The 18,217-nt window shown below is 32.1% G+C and carries 19 protein-coding genes, 1 tRNA gene and 1 pseudogene; 19 read left to right on the top strand and 2 right to left on the bottom strand.

Annotated elements, in window-relative coordinates:
- Window positions 1–85 precede the first annotated feature (85 nt).
- The 9 genes and pseudogenes from C7J89_RS10035 (at window position 86) to C7J89_RS09995 (ending at window position 8,146) form a co-directional block, all read left to right on the top strand.
- Window positions 86–697, top strand: coding sequence for a succinate dehydrogenase cytochrome b558 subunit (locus C7J89_RS10035; protein WP_103294799.1), 612 nt, complete (start codon window positions 86–88; stop codon window positions 695–697).
- Window positions 698–745: 48 nt separating this feature from the next.
- The gene (gene sdhA, locus C7J89_RS10030) at window positions 746–2,509 is read left to right on the top strand and encodes a succinate dehydrogenase flavoprotein subunit (RefSeq protein ID WP_061854927.1); all 1,764 of its coding nucleotides are present in this window, start codon (window positions 746–748) and stop codon (window positions 2,507–2,509) included.
- A gap of 2 nt (window positions 2,510–2,511) precedes the next feature.
- Complete coding sequence (gene sdhB / locus C7J89_RS10025; RefSeq protein ID WP_061854926.1) at window positions 2,512–3,333, top strand: succinate dehydrogenase iron-sulfur subunit; 822 nt, start codon at window positions 2,512–2,514, stop codon at window positions 3,331–3,333.
- A gap of 141 nt (window positions 3,334–3,474) precedes the next feature.
- Window positions 3,475–4,308: a glutamate racemase gene (racE, locus tag C7J89_RS10020; RefSeq protein WP_061854925.1), complete on the top strand. Its 834-nt coding sequence runs from the start codon at window positions 3,475–3,477 to the stop codon at window positions 4,306–4,308.
- On the top strand, window positions 4,283–4,864 hold the full coding sequence (locus tag C7J89_RS10015; RefSeq protein WP_061854924.1) for an XTP/dITP diphosphatase: 582 nt from the start codon (window positions 4,283–4,285) through the stop codon (window positions 4,862–4,864). Before racE ends, C7J89_RS10015 begins: the two co-directional genes overlap by 26 nt.
- Window positions 4,864–5,373, top strand: a complete 510-nt coding sequence (locus tag C7J89_RS10010) for a YfcE family phosphodiesterase (protein WP_061854923.1) — start codon at window positions 4,864–4,866, stop codon at window positions 5,371–5,373. Before C7J89_RS10015 ends, C7J89_RS10010 begins: the two co-directional genes overlap by 1 nt.
- A gap of 193 nt (window positions 5,374–5,566) precedes the next feature.
- Window positions 5,567–5,640, top strand: a tRNA-Arg gene (locus tag C7J89_RS10005).
- 931 nt (window positions 5,641–6,571) lie between these two features.
- Window positions 6,572–6,957, top strand: a pseudogene (gene tnpA, locus C7J89_RS10000) (IS200/IS605 family transposase); the annotation flags it as partial.
- A 328-nt stretch (window positions 6,958–7,285) separates the two neighbouring features.
- Window positions 7,286–8,146: a PhzF family phenazine biosynthesis protein gene (locus tag C7J89_RS09995; RefSeq protein ID WP_103294798.1), complete on the top strand. Its 861-nt coding sequence runs from the start codon at window positions 7,286–7,288 to the stop codon at window positions 8,144–8,146.
- Between the two features lie 98 nt (window positions 8,147–8,244).
- Here the strand turns inward: C7J89_RS09995 and C7J89_RS09990 are convergent, their stop codons facing one another.
- Complete coding sequence (locus C7J89_RS09990) at window positions 8,245–8,514, bottom strand: hypothetical protein (RefSeq protein ID WP_103294797.1); 270 nt, start codon at window positions 8,512–8,514, stop codon at window positions 8,245–8,247.
- Between the two features lie 416 nt (window positions 8,515–8,930).
- On the opposite strand from C7J89_RS09990, the gene C7J89_RS09985 reads away from it, so the two are divergent.
- The 5 genes from C7J89_RS09985 to C7J89_RS09965 all read left to right on the top strand — a co-directional run bounded on the left by C7J89_RS09985 (window position 8,931) and on the right by C7J89_RS09965 (window position 11,615).
- The gene (locus C7J89_RS09985; protein ID WP_103294796.1) at window positions 8,931–9,164 is read left to right on the top strand and encodes a hypothetical protein; all 234 of its coding nucleotides are present in this window, start codon (window positions 8,931–8,933) and stop codon (window positions 9,162–9,164) included.
- A gap of 1 nt (window position 9,165) precedes the next feature.
- Window positions 9,166–9,588: a DUF2335 domain-containing protein gene (locus C7J89_RS09980; RefSeq protein ID WP_159031776.1), complete on the top strand. Its 423-nt coding sequence runs from the start codon at window positions 9,166–9,168 to the stop codon at window positions 9,586–9,588.
- A gap of 329 nt (window positions 9,589–9,917) precedes the next feature.
- Window positions 9,918–10,238 (top strand): antibiotic biosynthesis monooxygenase family protein, encoded by a 321-nt coding sequence (locus C7J89_RS09975; protein WP_103294794.1) that lies wholly within the window; start codon window positions 9,918–9,920, stop codon window positions 10,236–10,238.
- Window positions 10,239–10,646: 408 nt separating this feature from the next.
- Complete coding sequence (locus tag C7J89_RS09970; protein WP_061854917.1) at window positions 10,647–10,901, top strand: DUF805 domain-containing protein; 255 nt, start codon at window positions 10,647–10,649, stop codon at window positions 10,899–10,901.
- 30 nt (window positions 10,902–10,931) lie between these two features.
- The gene (locus tag C7J89_RS09965) at window positions 10,932–11,615 is read left to right on the top strand and encodes a YjjG family noncanonical pyrimidine nucleotidase (protein WP_103294793.1); all 684 of its coding nucleotides are present in this window, start codon (window positions 10,932–10,934) and stop codon (window positions 11,613–11,615) included.
- A gap of 37 nt (window positions 11,616–11,652) precedes the next feature.
- Here C7J89_RS09965 and C7J89_RS09960 read toward each other — a convergent pair whose 3' ends face one another.
- Window positions 11,653–12,093, bottom strand: coding sequence for an N-acetyltransferase (locus tag C7J89_RS09960; protein ID WP_061854915.1), 441 nt, complete (start codon window positions 12,091–12,093; stop codon window positions 11,653–11,655).
- A gap of 249 nt (window positions 12,094–12,342) precedes the next feature.
- Here C7J89_RS09960 and bshC point away from each other — a divergent pair, with 249 nt between their 5' ends.
- From bshC to C7J89_RS09935, 5 genes are all read left to right on the top strand, one after another.
- On the top strand, window positions 12,343–13,956 hold the full coding sequence (bshC, locus tag C7J89_RS09955; RefSeq protein WP_103294792.1) for a bacillithiol biosynthesis cysteine-adding enzyme BshC: 1,614 nt from the start codon (window positions 12,343–12,345) through the stop codon (window positions 13,954–13,956).
- A gap of 148 nt (window positions 13,957–14,104) precedes the next feature.
- Window positions 14,105–14,536, top strand: a complete 432-nt coding sequence (gene mraZ, locus C7J89_RS09950) for a division/cell wall cluster transcriptional repressor MraZ (protein ID WP_048794145.1) — start codon at window positions 14,105–14,107, stop codon at window positions 14,534–14,536.
- A gap of 14 nt (window positions 14,537–14,550) precedes the next feature.
- A complete protein-coding gene (gene rsmH / locus C7J89_RS09945; RefSeq protein ID WP_061854913.1) occupies window positions 14,551–15,486 on the top strand; it encodes a 16S rRNA (cytosine(1402)-N(4))-methyltransferase RsmH in 936 nt (311 codons plus the stop codon).
- Window positions 15,487–15,500: 14 nt separating this feature from the next.
- Entirely contained in the window at window positions 15,501–15,899 is a 399-nt protein-coding gene (ftsL, locus tag C7J89_RS09940; protein ID WP_061854912.1) for a cell division protein FtsL, read from the top strand.
- Complete coding sequence (locus tag C7J89_RS09935) at window positions 15,880–18,090, top strand: penicillin-binding protein (RefSeq protein ID WP_103294791.1); 2,211 nt, start codon at window positions 15,880–15,882, stop codon at window positions 18,088–18,090. Before ftsL ends, C7J89_RS09935 begins: the two co-directional genes overlap by 20 nt.
- Window positions 18,091–18,217: the final 127 nt, after the last annotated feature.

The following is an 18,217-nucleotide window of genomic DNA, read 5'->3' as shown; positions in this document are numbered from 1 at the left end:
CTTAATAATTTTTATTTGGTTAACGTTCGTAATTGCTGAAAAAAGAAATCAAATAAATTATTTGTTTCTCAGGGGGGACTTCCTTTTGGCTTACACGAAAAATCAATTCTATTTAAGACGCTTACACTCATTACTAGGCGTAATTCCAATTGGTGGCTTTTTACTTGTACATTTACTTGTAAACCATCAAGCAACTAAAGGTGCTTCTGCTTTTGATAAAGCAGCGGGATTCATGGAATCTTTACCATTTTTAATTGTTTTGGAATTTTTATTTATTTACATTCCTATTTTCTATCACGGTGTTTATGGTGTTTTCATTGCTTTTACAGCAAAAGAAAACGTAGGACATTATTCACAGTTTAGAAACTGGATGTTTTTACTACAAAGAGTTACAGGTGTAATTACTTTCGTATTCGTTGGTATTCACTTATGGCAAACACGTATCCAAGTAGCTATGGGTCATCCAGTGAACTTTGATTTAGTTCATGACATAGTTTCAAATCCATGGTGGTTAATCTTTTACATAATCTGTACATTATCAGTGACATTCCACTTTGCTAACGGATTATGGTCATTCTTAGTTACATGGGGTGCCTTACAATCTAAGAAATCACAACAAGTATTCACTTGGGTATCATTAATCGTGTTCTTAGTAGTTAGTTACATCGGTGTTAGTGCAATCTTAGCGTTCTTATAATATTAAATTAAATTAGTCTTTAGATACATTTTAGGGGAGTGACATAGTATGGCAGAGAAGAAAGTTATTGTTGTCGGTGGAGGACTTGCCGGTCTGATGGCAACAATTAAAGCAGCAGAACAAGGTGCATATGTAGACTTGTTCTCAATCGTGCCTGTTAAACGTTCACACTCTGTTTGTGCCCAAGGCGGTATAAATGGAGCGGTAAATACAAAAGGTGAAGGAGATTCTCCAGCAGTTCACCTTGATGACACAATATATGGTGGGGACTTCTTAGCAAACCAACCACCAGTAAAAGCAATGACAGATGCAGCGCCGCAAATTATTCACTTATTAGACCGTATGGGCGTTATGTTCAACAGAACTAACGAAGGTCTATTAGACTTTAGACGTTTCGGTGGTACATTACACCACAGAACAGCTTATGCAGGTGCGACTACAGGGCAACAATTACTATACGCATTAGATGAACAAGTTCGTAGTCATGAAGTTGATGGTCTTGTAAACAAATTTGAAGGCTGGGAATTTTTAGGCATAGTTAAAGATGATGATAATATGGCAAGAGGTATCGTCGCACAAAACTTAACTACTTCTGAAATTAAGTCATTTGGTGCTGATGCAGTAATTATGGCTACTGGTGGACCTGGTATCATCTTTGGTAAAACAACAAACTCTATGATTAACACAGGGTCAGCGGCATCTATTGCATATCAAAATGGTGCATTATATGCGAATGGTGAGTTTATCCAAATTCATCCAACAGCGATTCCTGGTGACGACAAATTAAGATTAATGAGTGAATCAGCTCGTGGTGAAGGTGGCCGTATTTGGACTTATAAAGACGGGAAACCTTGGTATTTCTTAGAAGAAAAATATCCTGACTATGGTAACTTAGTACCTCGTGATGTTGCAACTCGTGAAATCTTCGATGTTTGTGTTAACCAAAAATTAGGTATTAATGGTGAAAACATGGTTTACTTAGACCTTTCACACAAAGATCCACATGAATTAGACGTTAAACTTGGTGGTATCATCGAAATTTACGAAAAATTCACTGGTGACGATCCTAAAAAAGTACCTATGAAGATTTTCCCTGCTGTCCATTATTCTATGGGTGGTTTATACGTAGACTACGACCAAATGACTAACATTAAAGGTCTATTTGCAGCTGGTGAATGTGACTTCTCTCAACACGGTGGTAACCGTTTAGGTGCGAACTCATTATTATCTGCGATTTACGGTGGTACTGTTGCCGGACCTAACGCTATTAAATATATCGAAAACATCGAAACTTCTTATGAAGACCTAGGTGATGACATCTTTGAACGTAGAGTACGTGAAGAGCAAGAGAAATTCGACAAGTTACTTCAAATGAAAGGCGACGAAAATGCCTATAAACTTCATAGAGAACTTGGCGAAGTTATGACTGCTAATGTAACTGTTGTACGTGAAAATGATAAATTATTAGAAACAGACAAGAAAATTCAAGAATTGATGGAACGTTACAATAATATTGATATTGAAGATACACAAACTTGGAGTAACCAAGCAGTGTTCTTTACTCGCCAATTATGGAACATGTTAGAACTAGCAAGAGTTATTACTATTGGTGCATATAACCGTAACGAATCTCGAGGTGCGCACTACAAACCTGAGTTCCCAGATAGAAATGACGAAGAATGGTTAAAAACAACTTTAGCTGAGTTCCAAGGTAAAGGCCAAGCTCCTAAATTCACATATGAAGACGTAGATATCAGTTTAATTGCACCTCGTAAACGTGACTATACGTCTAAATCTAAAGGAGGTAAATAATCATGGCAGAAACTAAAGAAGCAAACGACGTACAAGATGTTCAAAATGCAGAACAAAGCAATAAGCAAAAAACGATTAAATTAATTATCAAACGTCAAGATGATGATAATTCTAAACCATACATGGAAGAATTCGAAATTCCTTATCGTGAAAACTTAAACGTTATTGCATGTTTAATGGAAATCAGAAGAAATCCTGTAAATAGTAAAGGTGAAAAAACAACACCTGTAACTTGGGATATGAACTGTCTTGAAGAAGTATGTGGTGCTTGTTCAATGGTTATCAACGGTAAAGCAAGACAATCATGTTCAGCGATTGTTGATCACTTAGAACAACCTATTCGTTTAGAACCAATGAGTACTTTCCCAGTTATTCGTGACTTACAAGTGGATCGTTCTAGAATGTTCGATAACTTAAAACGTATGAAAGCATGGGTTCCAATCGATGGTACTTATGACTTAGGTCCTGGTCCACGTATGCCTGAGAAAAAACGTCAAACTGCCTATGAACTTTCAAAATGTATGACTTGTGGTGTATGTTTAGAAGTTTGTCCTAACGTTACTCAAAATAATGACTTCGTTGGTGCGCAAGCAATTTCTCAAGTTAGATTATTCAACTTACATCCAACCGGTTCAATGACAAAAGATGAAAGATTAGAAGCTTTAATGGGTGGTGGAGGATTACAAGCATGTGGTAATTCTCAAAACTGTGTCAATGCTTGTCCAAAAGGTATTCCGTTGACTACTTCAATTGCGGCATTAAACAGAGAAACATCATTCCATATGTTTAAATCATTCTTTGGTTCAGATCATCAAGTTTATTAATAACTATTTAACCAACATTTGTAGCTATTACAAATGTTGGTTTTTTGCGTTATTCGTTCAATTTTTAAGTTTGATAAGTGAATATACTAAAGCTTCTGTGCTACAATAAAAATTATTAACATTATGAGGATGAAGGCATTTATGGATAAACCAATTGGAGTTATAGATTCTGGAGTAGGTGGTTTAACCGTTGCTAGCGAAATCATACGACAATTGCCTAACGAAACAATTTATTATTTAGGTGATATTAAAAGATGTCCGTATGGTCCAAGATCTGGCGAAGAGGTTAAACAGTTTACAATACAACTTGTAGAGAAACTTATGCAATACGATATTAAAATGTTAGTCATCGCATGTAATACTGCTACTGCGGTTGCTTTAGAAGCACTACAAGAAAGGTTAACGATACCAGTAATTGGAGTTATTGAACCGGGCGCAAGAACCGCGATAATGACGACACAAAACCAAAATGTTTTAATTTTAGGAACAGAAGGTACAGTTAAGTCTGAAGCGTATCGTCATCATATAAAAAATATTAATCCTAATGTAGAAGTGACAGGTATTGCATGTCCTGGTTTTGTACCATTAGTAGAGCAAATGCGCTATAAAGATCCAACCATTACAAGCATCGTCATTCACCAGACTTTAAAGCAATGGCGTAACAGTAAAGCTGACACTGTCATTTTAGGTTGTACGCATTATCCGTTACTATATAAATATATTTATGACTATTTTGATGGTACGAAGACTGTTATATCATCAGGATTAGAAACTGCCAGAGAAGTAAGTGCATTACTAACATTCAGTAACGAACACGCTGGCTACAAGAAAAATCCGGAACATAAATTTTTTGCTACAGGAGATACTGAACACATCGAAAGAATTATTAAAGAGTGGTTAAATATGACTGTAGAAGTTGAAAAAGTTAATGTAGAGGAGCAGGTTACAAATGAAAGATATAGTCATAGCATCTAATAATAAAGGTAAACTTAATGACTTTAAAGTTATTTTTCCAAACTTCAATATAATACCAATCAGTGATTTAGTTGAAGATTTTGATGTTGAAGAAACAGGTACGACTTTTGAAGAAAATGCCAAGCTTAAATCTGAAGCTGGCGCGCAAGCTGTAAATAAAACTGTTATAGCAGATGATAGTGGTTTAGAAGTTACGGCATTAAATGGAGAACCCGGCGTATACTCTGCAAGATATGCAGGTAGTGAGAAAGACGACGATGCTAATATTGAAAAAGTATTAGATAAATTAGGCAATGATACTAATCGCGAAGCACGTTTCGTCTGTGTTATTAGTATGACGACTGCTGAAGGAGAAACTAAACAATTTAGAGGAGAACTAACTGGTGAAATCACACTTAATAAAATAGGTGAAGAAGGTTTTGGTTACGATCCTATATTTTATGTAACAGAAAAAAATAAAACTTTAGCGCAAATGCCAGCAGAAGATAAAAATGAAATCAGCCATAGAAAGAAAGCCATCGCTCAATTACAAAGTTATTTAGAAGGTGAAAATTAATGGCAAAATGGATAATTGTAAGTGACAATCATACAGAAAAAGGTATTTTATTTGATGTTATTAATCAATATGACGACGTAGATGTAGCATTACATTTAGGAGATTCAGAATTTACTTATGATGATTCGGAACTAAGTTACTTTCAAAGAGTAAAAGGTAACACAGACTTTTATCCAGAATTTCCTAATGATTTAACAGTTAGCGATAATGGTATAAATGCGTATGTTACACATGGCCACTTATTCCAAGTCAATCAATCTCGTGAAAGATTAGCCGCAACCGCCAAAAGTAAAGGTTGTCAATTTGCTTTTTATGGTCATACACATGTAGCGAAGTATGAGTTAATTGATGGTATTCATGTGATAAACCCAGGCAGTATTTCACAATCTAGAAGTAATATAGAAGAAACATATGCCGAATTAGTTATAAATGACGATAATACTGCTGCTACGCTTAACTTCCGAAACCGTGATCATCAAGTGATTGAGACTGTGAAATTCGAAATTTAATAGTGAAAAAGGTGCATTGATTATGCTATTAATGTACCTTTTATTAAATTATTTTTAATATAATAATATTCAAAAAGCTCTAAATGTGGAAAATAATCTATAATAGTGAAAAATCATCTTTATTTTTGCCCTTAAAAGTATTGCTTTATAATACTCCTTTAGATATAATATTTATTGTGTTCAAAAATGTGATGTCCTGGTAGCTCAGCTGGATAGAGCAATGGCCTTCTAAGCCATCGGTCGGGGGTTCGAATCCCTCCCAGGACGCTAATGAGTTAATTACCGTTAAGTTGACGTAAGTAATACGTTGATTTAACGGTTTTTTATATCGATGTTCTTCGTTTTACACCGTTTTTAAACTTCTACTACGCCCAAATTACGCCAAGTCTATAAAATTTGTACTGCTTGTTCTGCCTTTTTATCTTCTTCTACAAAAGATTCTTCGAGTAAATAGTAATAGACTTCCAAAGTAACTTTAATATTCTTATGACATAATCTTTTTAAAATATAATAAGCTAATATATTGTTAGCTGGTAAAATTCACTATATGTATGACATGTTATTTTCTTAAGACCTAAAGACGCAAAATAATTTTTTAATATTTTATTGTTAGAATAGGCTTTATTAAAAAAAATGACATGGACTATTTTAAAAAGGATAATAATCAATATAACATAAAGATAGCTATCCGTTACTATTGTGAATCAATAGGTGGAAATGAAAAAGCACGTTGGCGTAGGAAAGATGGATTTACTCCTAATAAAGTGTTGTTTGTAAAATAACTGATAAAAAAGAAAGCTTTAGAAATGAAAAATATTGGTGTTCACTTACATTAACTGAAAAATTATAATATAAATTTTTCTATTATATACCTTATTTTTTACTAAAGTATATATTTATATATACAACACATAGATTTATTAATATTATATATCTAGAAGTTAAAACGCACTTAACTTCAAGGACTACAGCAATGATTCCTAAATACGTAAGCAACACGTTATGCAAGACAGTAGTAAGACTAGATAAGTTTAGGCAAGTACTTTTAAGTGCTTGCCTAATTTTTTGTGTAATTAAAACCATACGCTATGCGTATGGTACAGTATGGTTTCACTGTTGTATTAAAAAACGAATCTCTGCATGCTAGAGTAATATTTGGTCAGCCAACCAAAATTAACAATACGAGGAGATGCATTAAATGTCATCAGACATAAACAGTTAGCACATACAAAATGGAATTGTAAGTATCACATTGGGTTTGCGCCAAAAAATCGTAGACAAATTATTTATGGAAAAATAAAAAGAGATATCGGCGTCATTTTAAGACAATTGTGTGAAAGAAAAGATGTGGAGATTATAGAAGCTGAAGCATGCAAAGATCATATTCATATGCTAGTTAGTATTCCACCGAAGTTAAGCTTTTTGCAATTTGTAGGGTACTTAAAAGGAAAAAGTAGCTAAATGATATTTGATAGGCATGCCCATTTGAAGTATAGATATGGTAACTGAAAATTTTGGTGTAAAAGTTTTTATCTAGATACAGTTGGTAGAAATAAAAAAGTAATAGAAAATTATATTAGAAATTAATTACAAGAGGCTTATAGCTGCAGAACAAACCACCCGTTATACGGGTGGTTTTGAATATGTTCACTTTTATATTCTGCCTATCTCATAGACTTCCTCCTAGGCGTATGCATGATACAAGTCGTTACAAAGCTAATCTGACATTATTTTGGTTTAATATTGATAAAATCATCTTATAAGAAAATTTTGATTCGCTTCGAATTTATTATGTTACGATTTAATAAATAGTCAAGAAATTAGTTAGAATACTAAAACTAAACTTCAATAAATCAATTGAAATAAAGTGGTTATGTTAATTTAGTTATATATTAATTATGGAGGTTTGTTTATGAAATATTTGAATTTTAAACAAGTTGACGTATTTCCGAATGAAGCTTTTAAAGGCAATCCTGTTGCAGTTATATTTGATGCTGACGAATTAACGGTAAAACAGATGAAAGATATTGCTAATTGGACTAACTTATCTGAAACAACTTTTGTTTGTAAGCCTGAGGATAATAATGCGGATTACAAATTAAGAATTTTTACTCCGAATAATGAGTTACCATTTGCTGGTCATCCGACTATAGGTTCGTCTTTCGCTATATTACAAAATGGTCTTGTACCTAAAAACAAAAGTTATCTCATACAAGAATGCGGGGTAGGTTTAGTGAAGATAGATTTTACTAAAGATAAAACATATTTTAGTTTACCTGAACCTGATGTTAGTGAATTACAGGCGCGACAGTTTGATGGAATAGTTGATAGTTTAGGGATAGAAAAGGAAGATGTAGTACACTCTAAAAAAATTAATATCGGCGCAGAATGGCTAACTTTAGAATTAAAAAGTGCGAGTATCGTTAAAAGTATTGAACCTAATTTTAAATTGATGGAACATTATATCTATGAAGGTACTACGGGTGTAACAATTTTCGGTAAAAATGAAGATAATAAAGATACAACTTTTGAAGTTCGTTCGTTTGCTCCAAAAGAAGGTGTAGATGAAGATCCGGTTTGTGGAAGTGGTAATGGTTGCGTTGCTGTTATGAATGATTTGTATGGTTTATTAAAGGATAAAGAATTTTCTAATTCTCAAGGTGAATGTATAAACCGAAATGGCAAAGTTTATATTAAAAGCGACAATGTATTGAAATTGGGTGGAGTTTCTAAAATAATGATTGAAGGAAAAATAGCGATTGAAGATGAATAGAAACGAATTGCATATGAGGTTCTTTGCTTAAAGATTTTTTGTTCATACTCTAATCTCTTAGAAAACTTTACATTTTCTTTTTTGGTAATTTAAAAACTTTATAATTCACTTTGTAAATTGGTTTTTTTAAAATCATATAAAACATCTTTTATATCACTAGATAAATATAAGTGTACTTTCCAAGTGGTTTCTAATGTTTGTTCATTTAAATAAATATATAAATTTTTGGTGTTCGCTTCTTTTGAATTTTTAATTAGCATATTTCCTTCATAACGATTTGAAAATAAACCTAAAGCGCGTGCATACCAATTAAACTTCGTAGTTACTACTTCTCTATATATTCTAATCATTAATGATTGGGTATACATTTGGGTGATTTTGCTCCTCGTAATCAAGTCAATATACTAAAAATTTTAGATTTTTATTGAACGTTTCAAAAGTTTATTGAGTTGACATACCTAATATATTAAACGCTAATACTATATATAATTAGTGACCATGTCTTTATAGGTTACAGTAGGAGTAGAGGGAAGATATTATATTTGTAGATTAGGACATGGGATGGCCCTATTAATCAAGATAAGTAATATGTATATTATGAGGAAGGATTATTTGGAAAAGCATATAAAATAATTTTAAAACCTGACAAAAATGTATAAGCTTATTTTTTACTCTAATCAGCACTATTTTTATAAAAGTGTGATTTTTCTTGATTTTTCGCGACTCCAGTTTATATTAAATTTAAGAGTATTTAAAATTGTTTTGTAGAAAGGTGTGAACTTTAATGAATATCATTTTAAAACTAAGCAAAAATATATCTAAAGTGATAATTGGATTTTCTAATTATATTGCTAAAATGGTAGTTAAATCACATCAAACATCAAGTATAATAATGTCGCAAACATATAAAAACCTAGATGAAGATGAGGCCATAAAAAAGAATTGGAATAATATAAATAATGATTTCTCAGCAATTGGAAATGATATGAGAAAGGCAATTATAAAACATGCAAAATAATATGAGCAACGAAAGTTCAGACATTGAAGTGATAGAAGCAGTTAAAAAATCTGATATACCAGAACCCAAAAAAGAAGAAGTAATTGCCACTATGGAAATGTATAATGGGCCCATTCCACATCCAGATATACTAGCGGGTTTTGATAAATTAGATAAAGGTGCTGCAAAAAAAATAATTGATAACGGTATAGCAGAAAGTTTACACCGTAGGAAAATGGAAAATAGATTATTAAATAGAGAAAATTCTATGTATAGGATTAATAGAACTTTAGGATTTATTTTAGCTATTGTAATAATTGGGGGTGGATTTTACTTAATATTAAATAACCATCCAATCATTGGTAGTATTTTTTCGAGTACATTTTCAATAGCGGTACTAGGTTTATTTTTAGGTAATAATAACTCCTCAAATGATAATAAATAAACACACTCACTTTAATTAGTTGCAAGTCATTCTTTTAAATGGTTTTTGATTTTTGATTAAATTACTATAGTTATAAAAAACAGTGAATATACGAAATTAATCTTTTAATATTCAAATTTCCTCTTAAAATTATCGTAAATAATATGTTAATTTAAGAGGATTTTTTATTTAATTAAATTAAGTGCTTAGTTTTTGCTATTAAATAAGAGTAGGTTCATAAATACGCAACAGATGCTAAGTCTTGAAAAAATAGCATAGTGCATTTCATATGTTTTAAAAACTTATTTTTGTTACATTGAGTTATACATTGAAATAAGGAGAGATTGCGAATGTTTGTTGCACAAGTTACATTTTCAACAAAAGATTTTGAAGTACGTTCTATTTTAGATGAGAAAGCAAGTCATGCTAAAGAAGACTTTGAAGGCTTTCAAGGATTCAAAGGTGCGGAAGTCTGGAAAAATGAGACTAAAACTAAATTAGAATATGTTATTGTTTCAAAATGGGACGATAAAAATGACTTTCAAGCTTGGGTTTCTAGACCGGATCATGTTGAAGAACATAAAAATATGAATAAAGCAGCTGAAGAACAAGAAAAAGCAAAGTATCAAAAAATAGATAAGCAAATAAAAAAATTTGAACTTGTAGAGTAATAGTGAGCAATATTTCCAGATATAAATACTTAATTATAAATAGTTTAATCGTGTATCGATACATGCAATTTTAATAGTGTTCCGCGTCATATATATTTAAATTTACTAAATGGCGTTAGGAGTTTTATTTCTATTTAATTAATGTTATATTACGAGTGTGTTACAAATATTTAAGAGATTTGTACACTTAAGTTCTCTAGTTTCATTGTTCCGCTCAAACAATGATACGCAATCAAATGCTAACATTTGATTTAAATGGACATTCATTCTGTTATGGCAACCTAATAAGGTTGCCTTTTTTGTTTATTGTTCCAAATTTTTTACTTATTTAAGAAGAAATATAGACTTTGAAATATATAACATTAAAATTTATTTAGAAAGACAACAAACTCATTGGAGGACAATTGAATGTTTTATATAAATTTTTGGAAACGAGCATTTGATTTTAAAGGAACAGCTAATATTTTAGAATTTATAGCATGTGTATTTTTTAATTTGTTAATTGGTTTATGTATAATGATAAGTGGATTTTTAGTTCCAATTTCATGGGAAAATGCTATTGTTGATTTGTACTATATTGTATTATTGTTAATGGTAGTACCAACAATTTCTATGTTTGTACGTGTAATTAGAACTTTTAATAGAAAAAATAAGAGTCAGTAATATAGTTTGTTTTTGTGGGGGATATATATAATGAAGGAAGGCACAATACTGTTTGATTTTGATGATACATTAGTGGATTTTGAAGCTGCTGAAACATATGCTTTTTATAAAATGGTAGATCGTTATAATTTTAATGCATCTTCACAAGACTTTAATTATTTCACAAAAGTTAATCAACAACATTGGCAAGACTTTCAAAAAGGGAAGTTATCTAAAGAAGAAGTATTATCGCAACGTTTTGAACGTTTTTTTGAAAGTTATAATATCCATGTAGATGGTGAACAAGCTGATCATATTTTTAGAGATGAATTAGCCAATGCACCGTTAACTTATTTTGATAATATGTTAAATACATTAAAAGAGTTAAGTCAAAAATTTAATTTATATATAGTTACTAATGGTGTATTAGAGACGCAAGAACGAAGAATAGACAAGTCTGCGTTTAAAGATTTATTTGATGACGTATTTGTATCTGAACAAACAGGTTATCAAAAACCTATGCCTGAATTTTTTGATTATGTATTTGATAAAATTGGTGAGCATCGACGAAGCAATACAATGATAGTTGGTGATTCATTAAGTTCAGATATACTAGGAGGCATCAATGCTAAAATAAAAACGTGTTGGTTTAATCCTAGACATCTAATTAACGACACTAATATTGAGGCAGATTTAACCATTAATCATTTCGAAGAATTGTTAGTAACAATATAAAAAAGGATTGTGTTAGTTTGAACTAACACAATCCTTTTTAAGGTTCCCATACTAATACATCGTAGTCTTCATTGTTTTTTTGTTGTAAATCTTTAAATCCTTGTTTAATGAAAAAGTCTTTTGATTGATTTCGTGCGATTACTTTAATAGGTAATCCGTGTGATTTTGCAAAGTCTAATAATTCGGTGCCGTAACCACGATCTTGGAAATCTTTTAAGACTTCTAATTTCCAAATAATTAAATAATCATCGTACTCTGGGAAATGTTCTACTTCGACTTCGCCTTTTCTATATAGAGCCATCCTTGCACCTAATCGTTCACCTACATAGATACCATAGAATGGAGATTCAGAACTTGCATCAATCATTTCACCACGTAGTTCATCTACCATATATAAGTCTTTATTACCGAAGTTTCTAAAATCTTCGAACAATTCATCGGTTTTATAGTTTATATCAAGACGCTTTACGCTTGTCATAGCATCTTCCCCCTTTATATTTATATATACTATTATACCCTAAATATTATGATTTTTCACAATTTTAGATGTATATAAATACTAATATTACACATATAATATTTTGAAATTTAAATTAAAAACCAATAGCTATATTTTACAAAACATATTTTAACTGAAAGAAATTTTTTATATGTAAGCCGTAAAATTGTCAAAGTGCTGTATAAACTTTATACTAATTAGGAATATAGGACATAAGGAGAATTATAAATGGATTGTATGACGACAAAATTAAACGAAAAAGATCAATTCATAACGAGCCTTGCTAATAGTGATGAAACGTTAAATAAATTTTATCAATTTGATGCCATGGCCCATGATAATTATAAATACAAAGTGGAACAATCCACGAATGGTAGGGAACAACAACTTGCAAATGTTATTCATCAATATATGAGTGATTTAACTTTGTCTCAGCAGCAACTTTCAAATATTGAACAATTAAGAGAAGGGGCGAAAGTAGTAATTGGTGGCCAACAGGCTGGTTTATTTGGTGGGCCTCTATATACTTTTCATAAAATATTCTCAATTATAACTTTAAGTCAGTCTTTAGCTGAAGATCATGCTACACCTGTTGTACCTGTGTTTTGGATAGCCGGTGAAGATCATGACTTTGATGAAGTTAATCATACATTTGTATATAGTAGTCATGAAGCTCAATTACATAAAGTGAAATACCATACTTTAGAACCGCCCGAAGATAGCATGTCTAATTATTATCCAAATAAATTACAATTAAAAGATGCTTTAAATCAATTTTTCAAACATCAACCTGAGACAAAGCATACCAAAGAATTGTTAACATTAAGTCACAGTATAATTGATCGTTATGATAGTTGGACAGCAATGTTTAAGGCGTTATTACATGAAGTTTTTAAAGAATATGGCGTATTATTTATTGATGCTCAAGATAAATATTTAAGAACATTGGAACAGCCTTTCTTAAAAGAGTTAATAACTCGATTTAATGAGGTGGATGAAGCATTTAGGTCGGCACAAGATAAATTAAAATCTCACGGTTTCGAACAAATGATTCAAACTGACACAAATGTGCATTTATTTATCGAAGAAGATAATATGCGACAATTATTAACTTTCGAAGACGGCAAATTTAAAACAAGTAAATCCAATTCCTTCTATACTAAAGAAGAATTATTAAATATTGTAGAACAGTCGCCAGAAAGGTTTTCTAATAATGTTGTCACACGTCCATTAATGGAAGAATGGTTATTCAATACTATAGCTTTTGTAGGTGGACCAAGTGAAATAAAATATTGGGCAGAGTTAAATGAAGTTTTTGAAACATTAAATATAGAAATGCCTATCGTTATTCCTAGATTAAGAATAAGTTATATTAATGAAAGAATTGAAAAGTTATCATCAAAATACGCTCTTCCAATAGAAGAAATAATTGCGGAAGGTACAGAAAGTGCCAAAGATAAATTTATACGTGCGCATGCATCAGATACTTTTATTAATAACATCGAAGAACTTAAGCAACAACAATCGCAAGTTTTTGAGTCTTTAAAAGAAGAATTACAAAATAATAACGACAATAAAGTGTTGTTGGAAAAAAATAATAATATTCATATGCAGCAATATGATTATTTAATTAAACGTTATTTATTAAATATTGAACGTGAAAACGACATTAGCATGAAACACTTTAGGGAATTAAATCATTCACTCCACCCAATGGAAGGATTACAAGAAAGAATATGGAATCCATTACAAATTATGAATGAATTTGGGATAGATGTGTTCAGTCCCTCCACCTATCCACCACTTTCCTACACTTTTGAACATATAGTTATAAAACCTTGATATATCAACGTTTAGACCTGATTCATCAATTGATGAATCGGGTCTTTTTTTGTCTTTTTTAACAAATTTTGGTGAAAATTGTATAATTAGTGGAGGATAGTGGTAAGATGTGGTAAATTATATATATGAGAAGGTGAGGTGAGAAAAAATGTTCATGGGAGAATACGAACACCAGTTAGATACTAAGGGACGTATGATCGTTCCATCTAAATTTCGTTATGACTTAAATGAACGTTTTATTATCACCCGAGGCCTTGATAAATGTTTATTTGGCTACACTTTGGAAGAATGGCAAGTTATTGAGGAAAAGATGAAAACTTTACCAATGACAAAGAAAGACGCACGTAAATTTATGCGTATGTTCTTTTCTGGTGCTGTTGAAGTAGAACTTGATAAACAAGGGCGTATTAACATACCTCAAAATTTGAGACAATACGCAAACTTAGATAAAGAATGTACAGTAATCGGTGTATCAAATCGTATAGAGATTTGGGACAGAGAAACTTGGAATGGCTTCTACGAAGAATCAGAGGATAGTTTCGAAGAGATTGCTGAAGATTTAATAGATTTTGATTTTTAAATGGAGGAATTAACTTGTTTCATCATATAAGCGTAATGCTAAAAGAAACCATTGATTATTTAAATATTAAAGAAGATGGTGTGTATGTAGACTGTACGCTAGGTGGAGCAGGGCATGCGCTCTATTTGTTAAATCAATTGAATGACGAAGGCCGTTTGATTGCTATTGACCAAGATACTACAGCTATAGAAAATGCAAAGATAGTTTTAAAGGATCATTTACATAAAGTAACCTTCGTGCATAGCAACTTTAGAGAATTACCACAAATTTTAAATGACTTAGATATTGAAAAAGTTGATGGTATCTATTACGACTTAGGCGTTTCTAGCCCACAGTTAGACGTTCCCGAGCGTGGATTCAGTTATCATCATGATGCGAAATTAGATATGCGTATGGATCAGACACAAGAGCTTACTGCGTATGAAGTAGTAAATGAATGGTCGTTTGAAGATTTAGTCAGAATTTTCCATCGTTATGGTGAAGAAAAATTTGCTAAACAAATTGCAAGACGTATAGAACAAAATCGTAATCAAAAAGAAATCGAAACAACATTAGAACTTGTAGACAGTATTAAAGAGGGGATACCAGCGAAAGCTCGCCGAAAAGGTGGTCATCCAGCTAAAAGAGTTTTCCAAGCAATAAGAATAGCAGTGAACGATGAGTTGGCTGCATTCGAAGATTCATTAGAACAAGCGATTGAGCTTGTCAAAGTTGGTGGTAGGATTTCTGTAATCACTTTCCATTCTTTAGAAGATCGTTTGTGTAAGCAAATGTTCCAAGAATATGAAAAGGGACCAGAAGTACCAAGGGGACTACCAGTTATACCAGAAGCATACACCCCGAAATTAAAACGTGTTAACCGCAAACCAATTATTGCTTCCGATGAAGATACCGAAAACAATAATCGTGCTCGTAGTGCAAAATTGCGTGTCGCTGAAATTTTAAAATAAGGAGTGCATTGTAAGTGGCTGTAGAGAAGATATACGAACCATATAATGGTTCGGCACAACAAATACCAGAATCACAACCGTCGACCCAACCTGGTTCGAGGTCGGTAAAAAGAAAAGTAGTTGTACAATTAACTAAGTTTGAAAAAATGTTATACATAGGACTTATAACAATAATTGCTTTGATAAGTATATATATGCTATCTTTGAAAATGGATGCGTATGATACTCGAGGAAAAATTGCAGATTTAGATACAAAAATTGAAAAACAAGCAAGTGAAAATAGCTCGATAGAATCTGAAATTAAAAAGAACTCATCTTACGAACGCATTTACGACAAGGCTAAAGATCAAGGTATGAGCCTTAAGAACGATAATGTAAAGGTAGTGCGTAATAATGGCGAAGCGAAAAATTAAACTTAAAAAACCAAAAATACCTAAAATTCCAATAAAACAAAATAAAATAGGGGCAGTCCTACTCATCCTTGGATTCGGACTGCTCTTTTTTACGTTGATATTAAGATATTCATATATCATGCTAACTGGACATTCTTCCGGTGAAGATTTAATTTTAAAAGCGAATGAAAAGTATTTAGTCAACACACAACAACAACCTGAACGAGGTAAAATTTACGATCGTAACGGTAAAGTTTTAGCTGAAGACGTTGAAAGGTATAAAGTCGTTGCTGTCGTCGATAAGAAGGCGAGTAAGGATAGCGATAAACCTAAGCATGTTGTCGATAAAAAGAAAACAGCTAAAAAATTATCTGAAGTACTTGATTTATCTCAATCAGATATCGAAAAACGATTGAAACAGAAGAAAGTCTTCCAAGTTGAATTTGGGCAAAAAGGGACAGATTTAACTTATAAAGATAAGCAAAAAATAGATAAAATGAATTTACCTGGTATAAACTTATATCCAGAAACTGAACGTTTTTATCCTAATGGAAACTTTGCGTCACATTTATTAGGTATAGCACAAAAAGATCCTGATACAGGTGAACTTAAAGGCGCTATGGGTGTGGAAAAAATATTTGATAGCTACTTATCCGGTCAAAAAGGTTCTTTATCTTATATTCATGATATTTGGGGCTATTTAGCGCCGAATACAAAACGTGAAAAAATGCCTAAACGTGGCGATGATGTACACTTAACGATTGACTCAAATATTCAAGTGTTCGTTGAGGAAGCATTAGACAAAATGGTCGACCATTACAAACCAAAAGATGTATTTGCTGTAGTTATGGATGCACATACAGGTGAAATCTTAGCTTCAAGTCAAAGACCGACATTTAACCCAGAAACAGGTAAAGACTTTGGTAAAAAATGGGCGAATGATTTATATCAAAACACATATGAACCAGGTTCAACATTTAAATCATTTGGTCTTGCAGCAGCGATTCAAGAAGGAAAATTCGTTCCTAACAAGAAATATATGTCTGGCCATAGAGATATCATGGGCTCTAGAATTTCAGACTGGAACAAAGTCGGTTGGGGTAAAATTCCGATGACGCTTGGATTTACTTATTCATCAAATACATTAATGATGCACTTACAAGATTTAGTAGGTGTCGATAAAATGAAATCATGGTATGAAAAATTTGGTTTTGGTAAATCTACTAATGGTATGTTTGATGGTGAAGCAAGTGGTGGTATTGCTTGGGATAATGCTGCGCAACAAAAAACGTCTGCATTCGGTCAATCTACGACTGTAACGCCTGTGCAAATGTTACAAGCTCAAACAGCATTCTTTAATAAAGGTAATATGGTTAAACCATGGTTTGTAAATAGCGTTAAGAACCCAGTAAGTAACCATACTTTCTATAAAGGTAAAAGGGAATATGCAGGCAAACCAATTACTGAAAACACAGCGAAAAAAGTACGTGTAGAATTAGATAAAGTAGTAAACAGTGATGATAGTCACGCGAAAAACTATAGAATTCATGGTTATGATATCGCAGGTAAAACGGGTACTGCCCAAGTTGCAGATTCTAAAGGTGGCGGCTATGTAAAAGGTGACAATCCATATTTCGTTAGTTTCATCGGTGATGCACCGAAAAAAGATCCAAAAGTCATTGTATATGCTGGCATGAGTTTAGCACAAAAAAATGACCAAGAAGCTTATGAAATGGGTGTTAGTAAGGCATTTATTCCAATTATGAAAAATACGCTGAAATATTTAAACGTTGATGACAAAAATACTAAAGATTCTTCAGACGTTAAATATAGTAAGGTGCCTGACGTGTCAGGTAAATCAGTACAAGATGCCGAAGATGCATTAAACGCCAAATCATTAGACCCTGAAGTAATCGGTTCTGGTGAAAAGATTGCTAAACAATCAGTGAGTGCCAACAAGAAAATTTTACCGAACAGAAAAGTTTTATTACTTTCTGATGGAGATTTAACGATGCCAAATATGAAAGGTTGGTCTAAAGAAGATGTATTAGCATTTGAAAGACTAACTGACGTGAAAATCACAACTAAAGGTAGTGGCTTCGTTTCAAAACAATCAACCTCAGAAGGACAAAAAATTAAAAAGAATGATAAGATTGAAGTTGAATTTTCAGCTGATAAAATAAGTGGAGATTCAAAATCGAGTAGTTCTTAATTAATAAATTAGATGAGGCAATTTTGAGGGGAATATATGTTGTTATTATAAACAAGCAACAATATTCCACCTCAAAGTCTCACTAAATTTACATATGCATTTGTACTCAGCAAAACGTAAAAACCCA

The sequence above is a fragment of the Staphylococcus kloosii genome (genome assembly GCF_003019255.1).
Lineage (GTDB): Bacteria > Bacillota > Bacilli > Staphylococcales > Staphylococcaceae > Staphylococcus > Staphylococcus kloosii.
The sequence above is the reverse complement of the archived record's forward strand: the minus strand, read 5'-3'. Positions and strand labels throughout refer to the sequence as shown.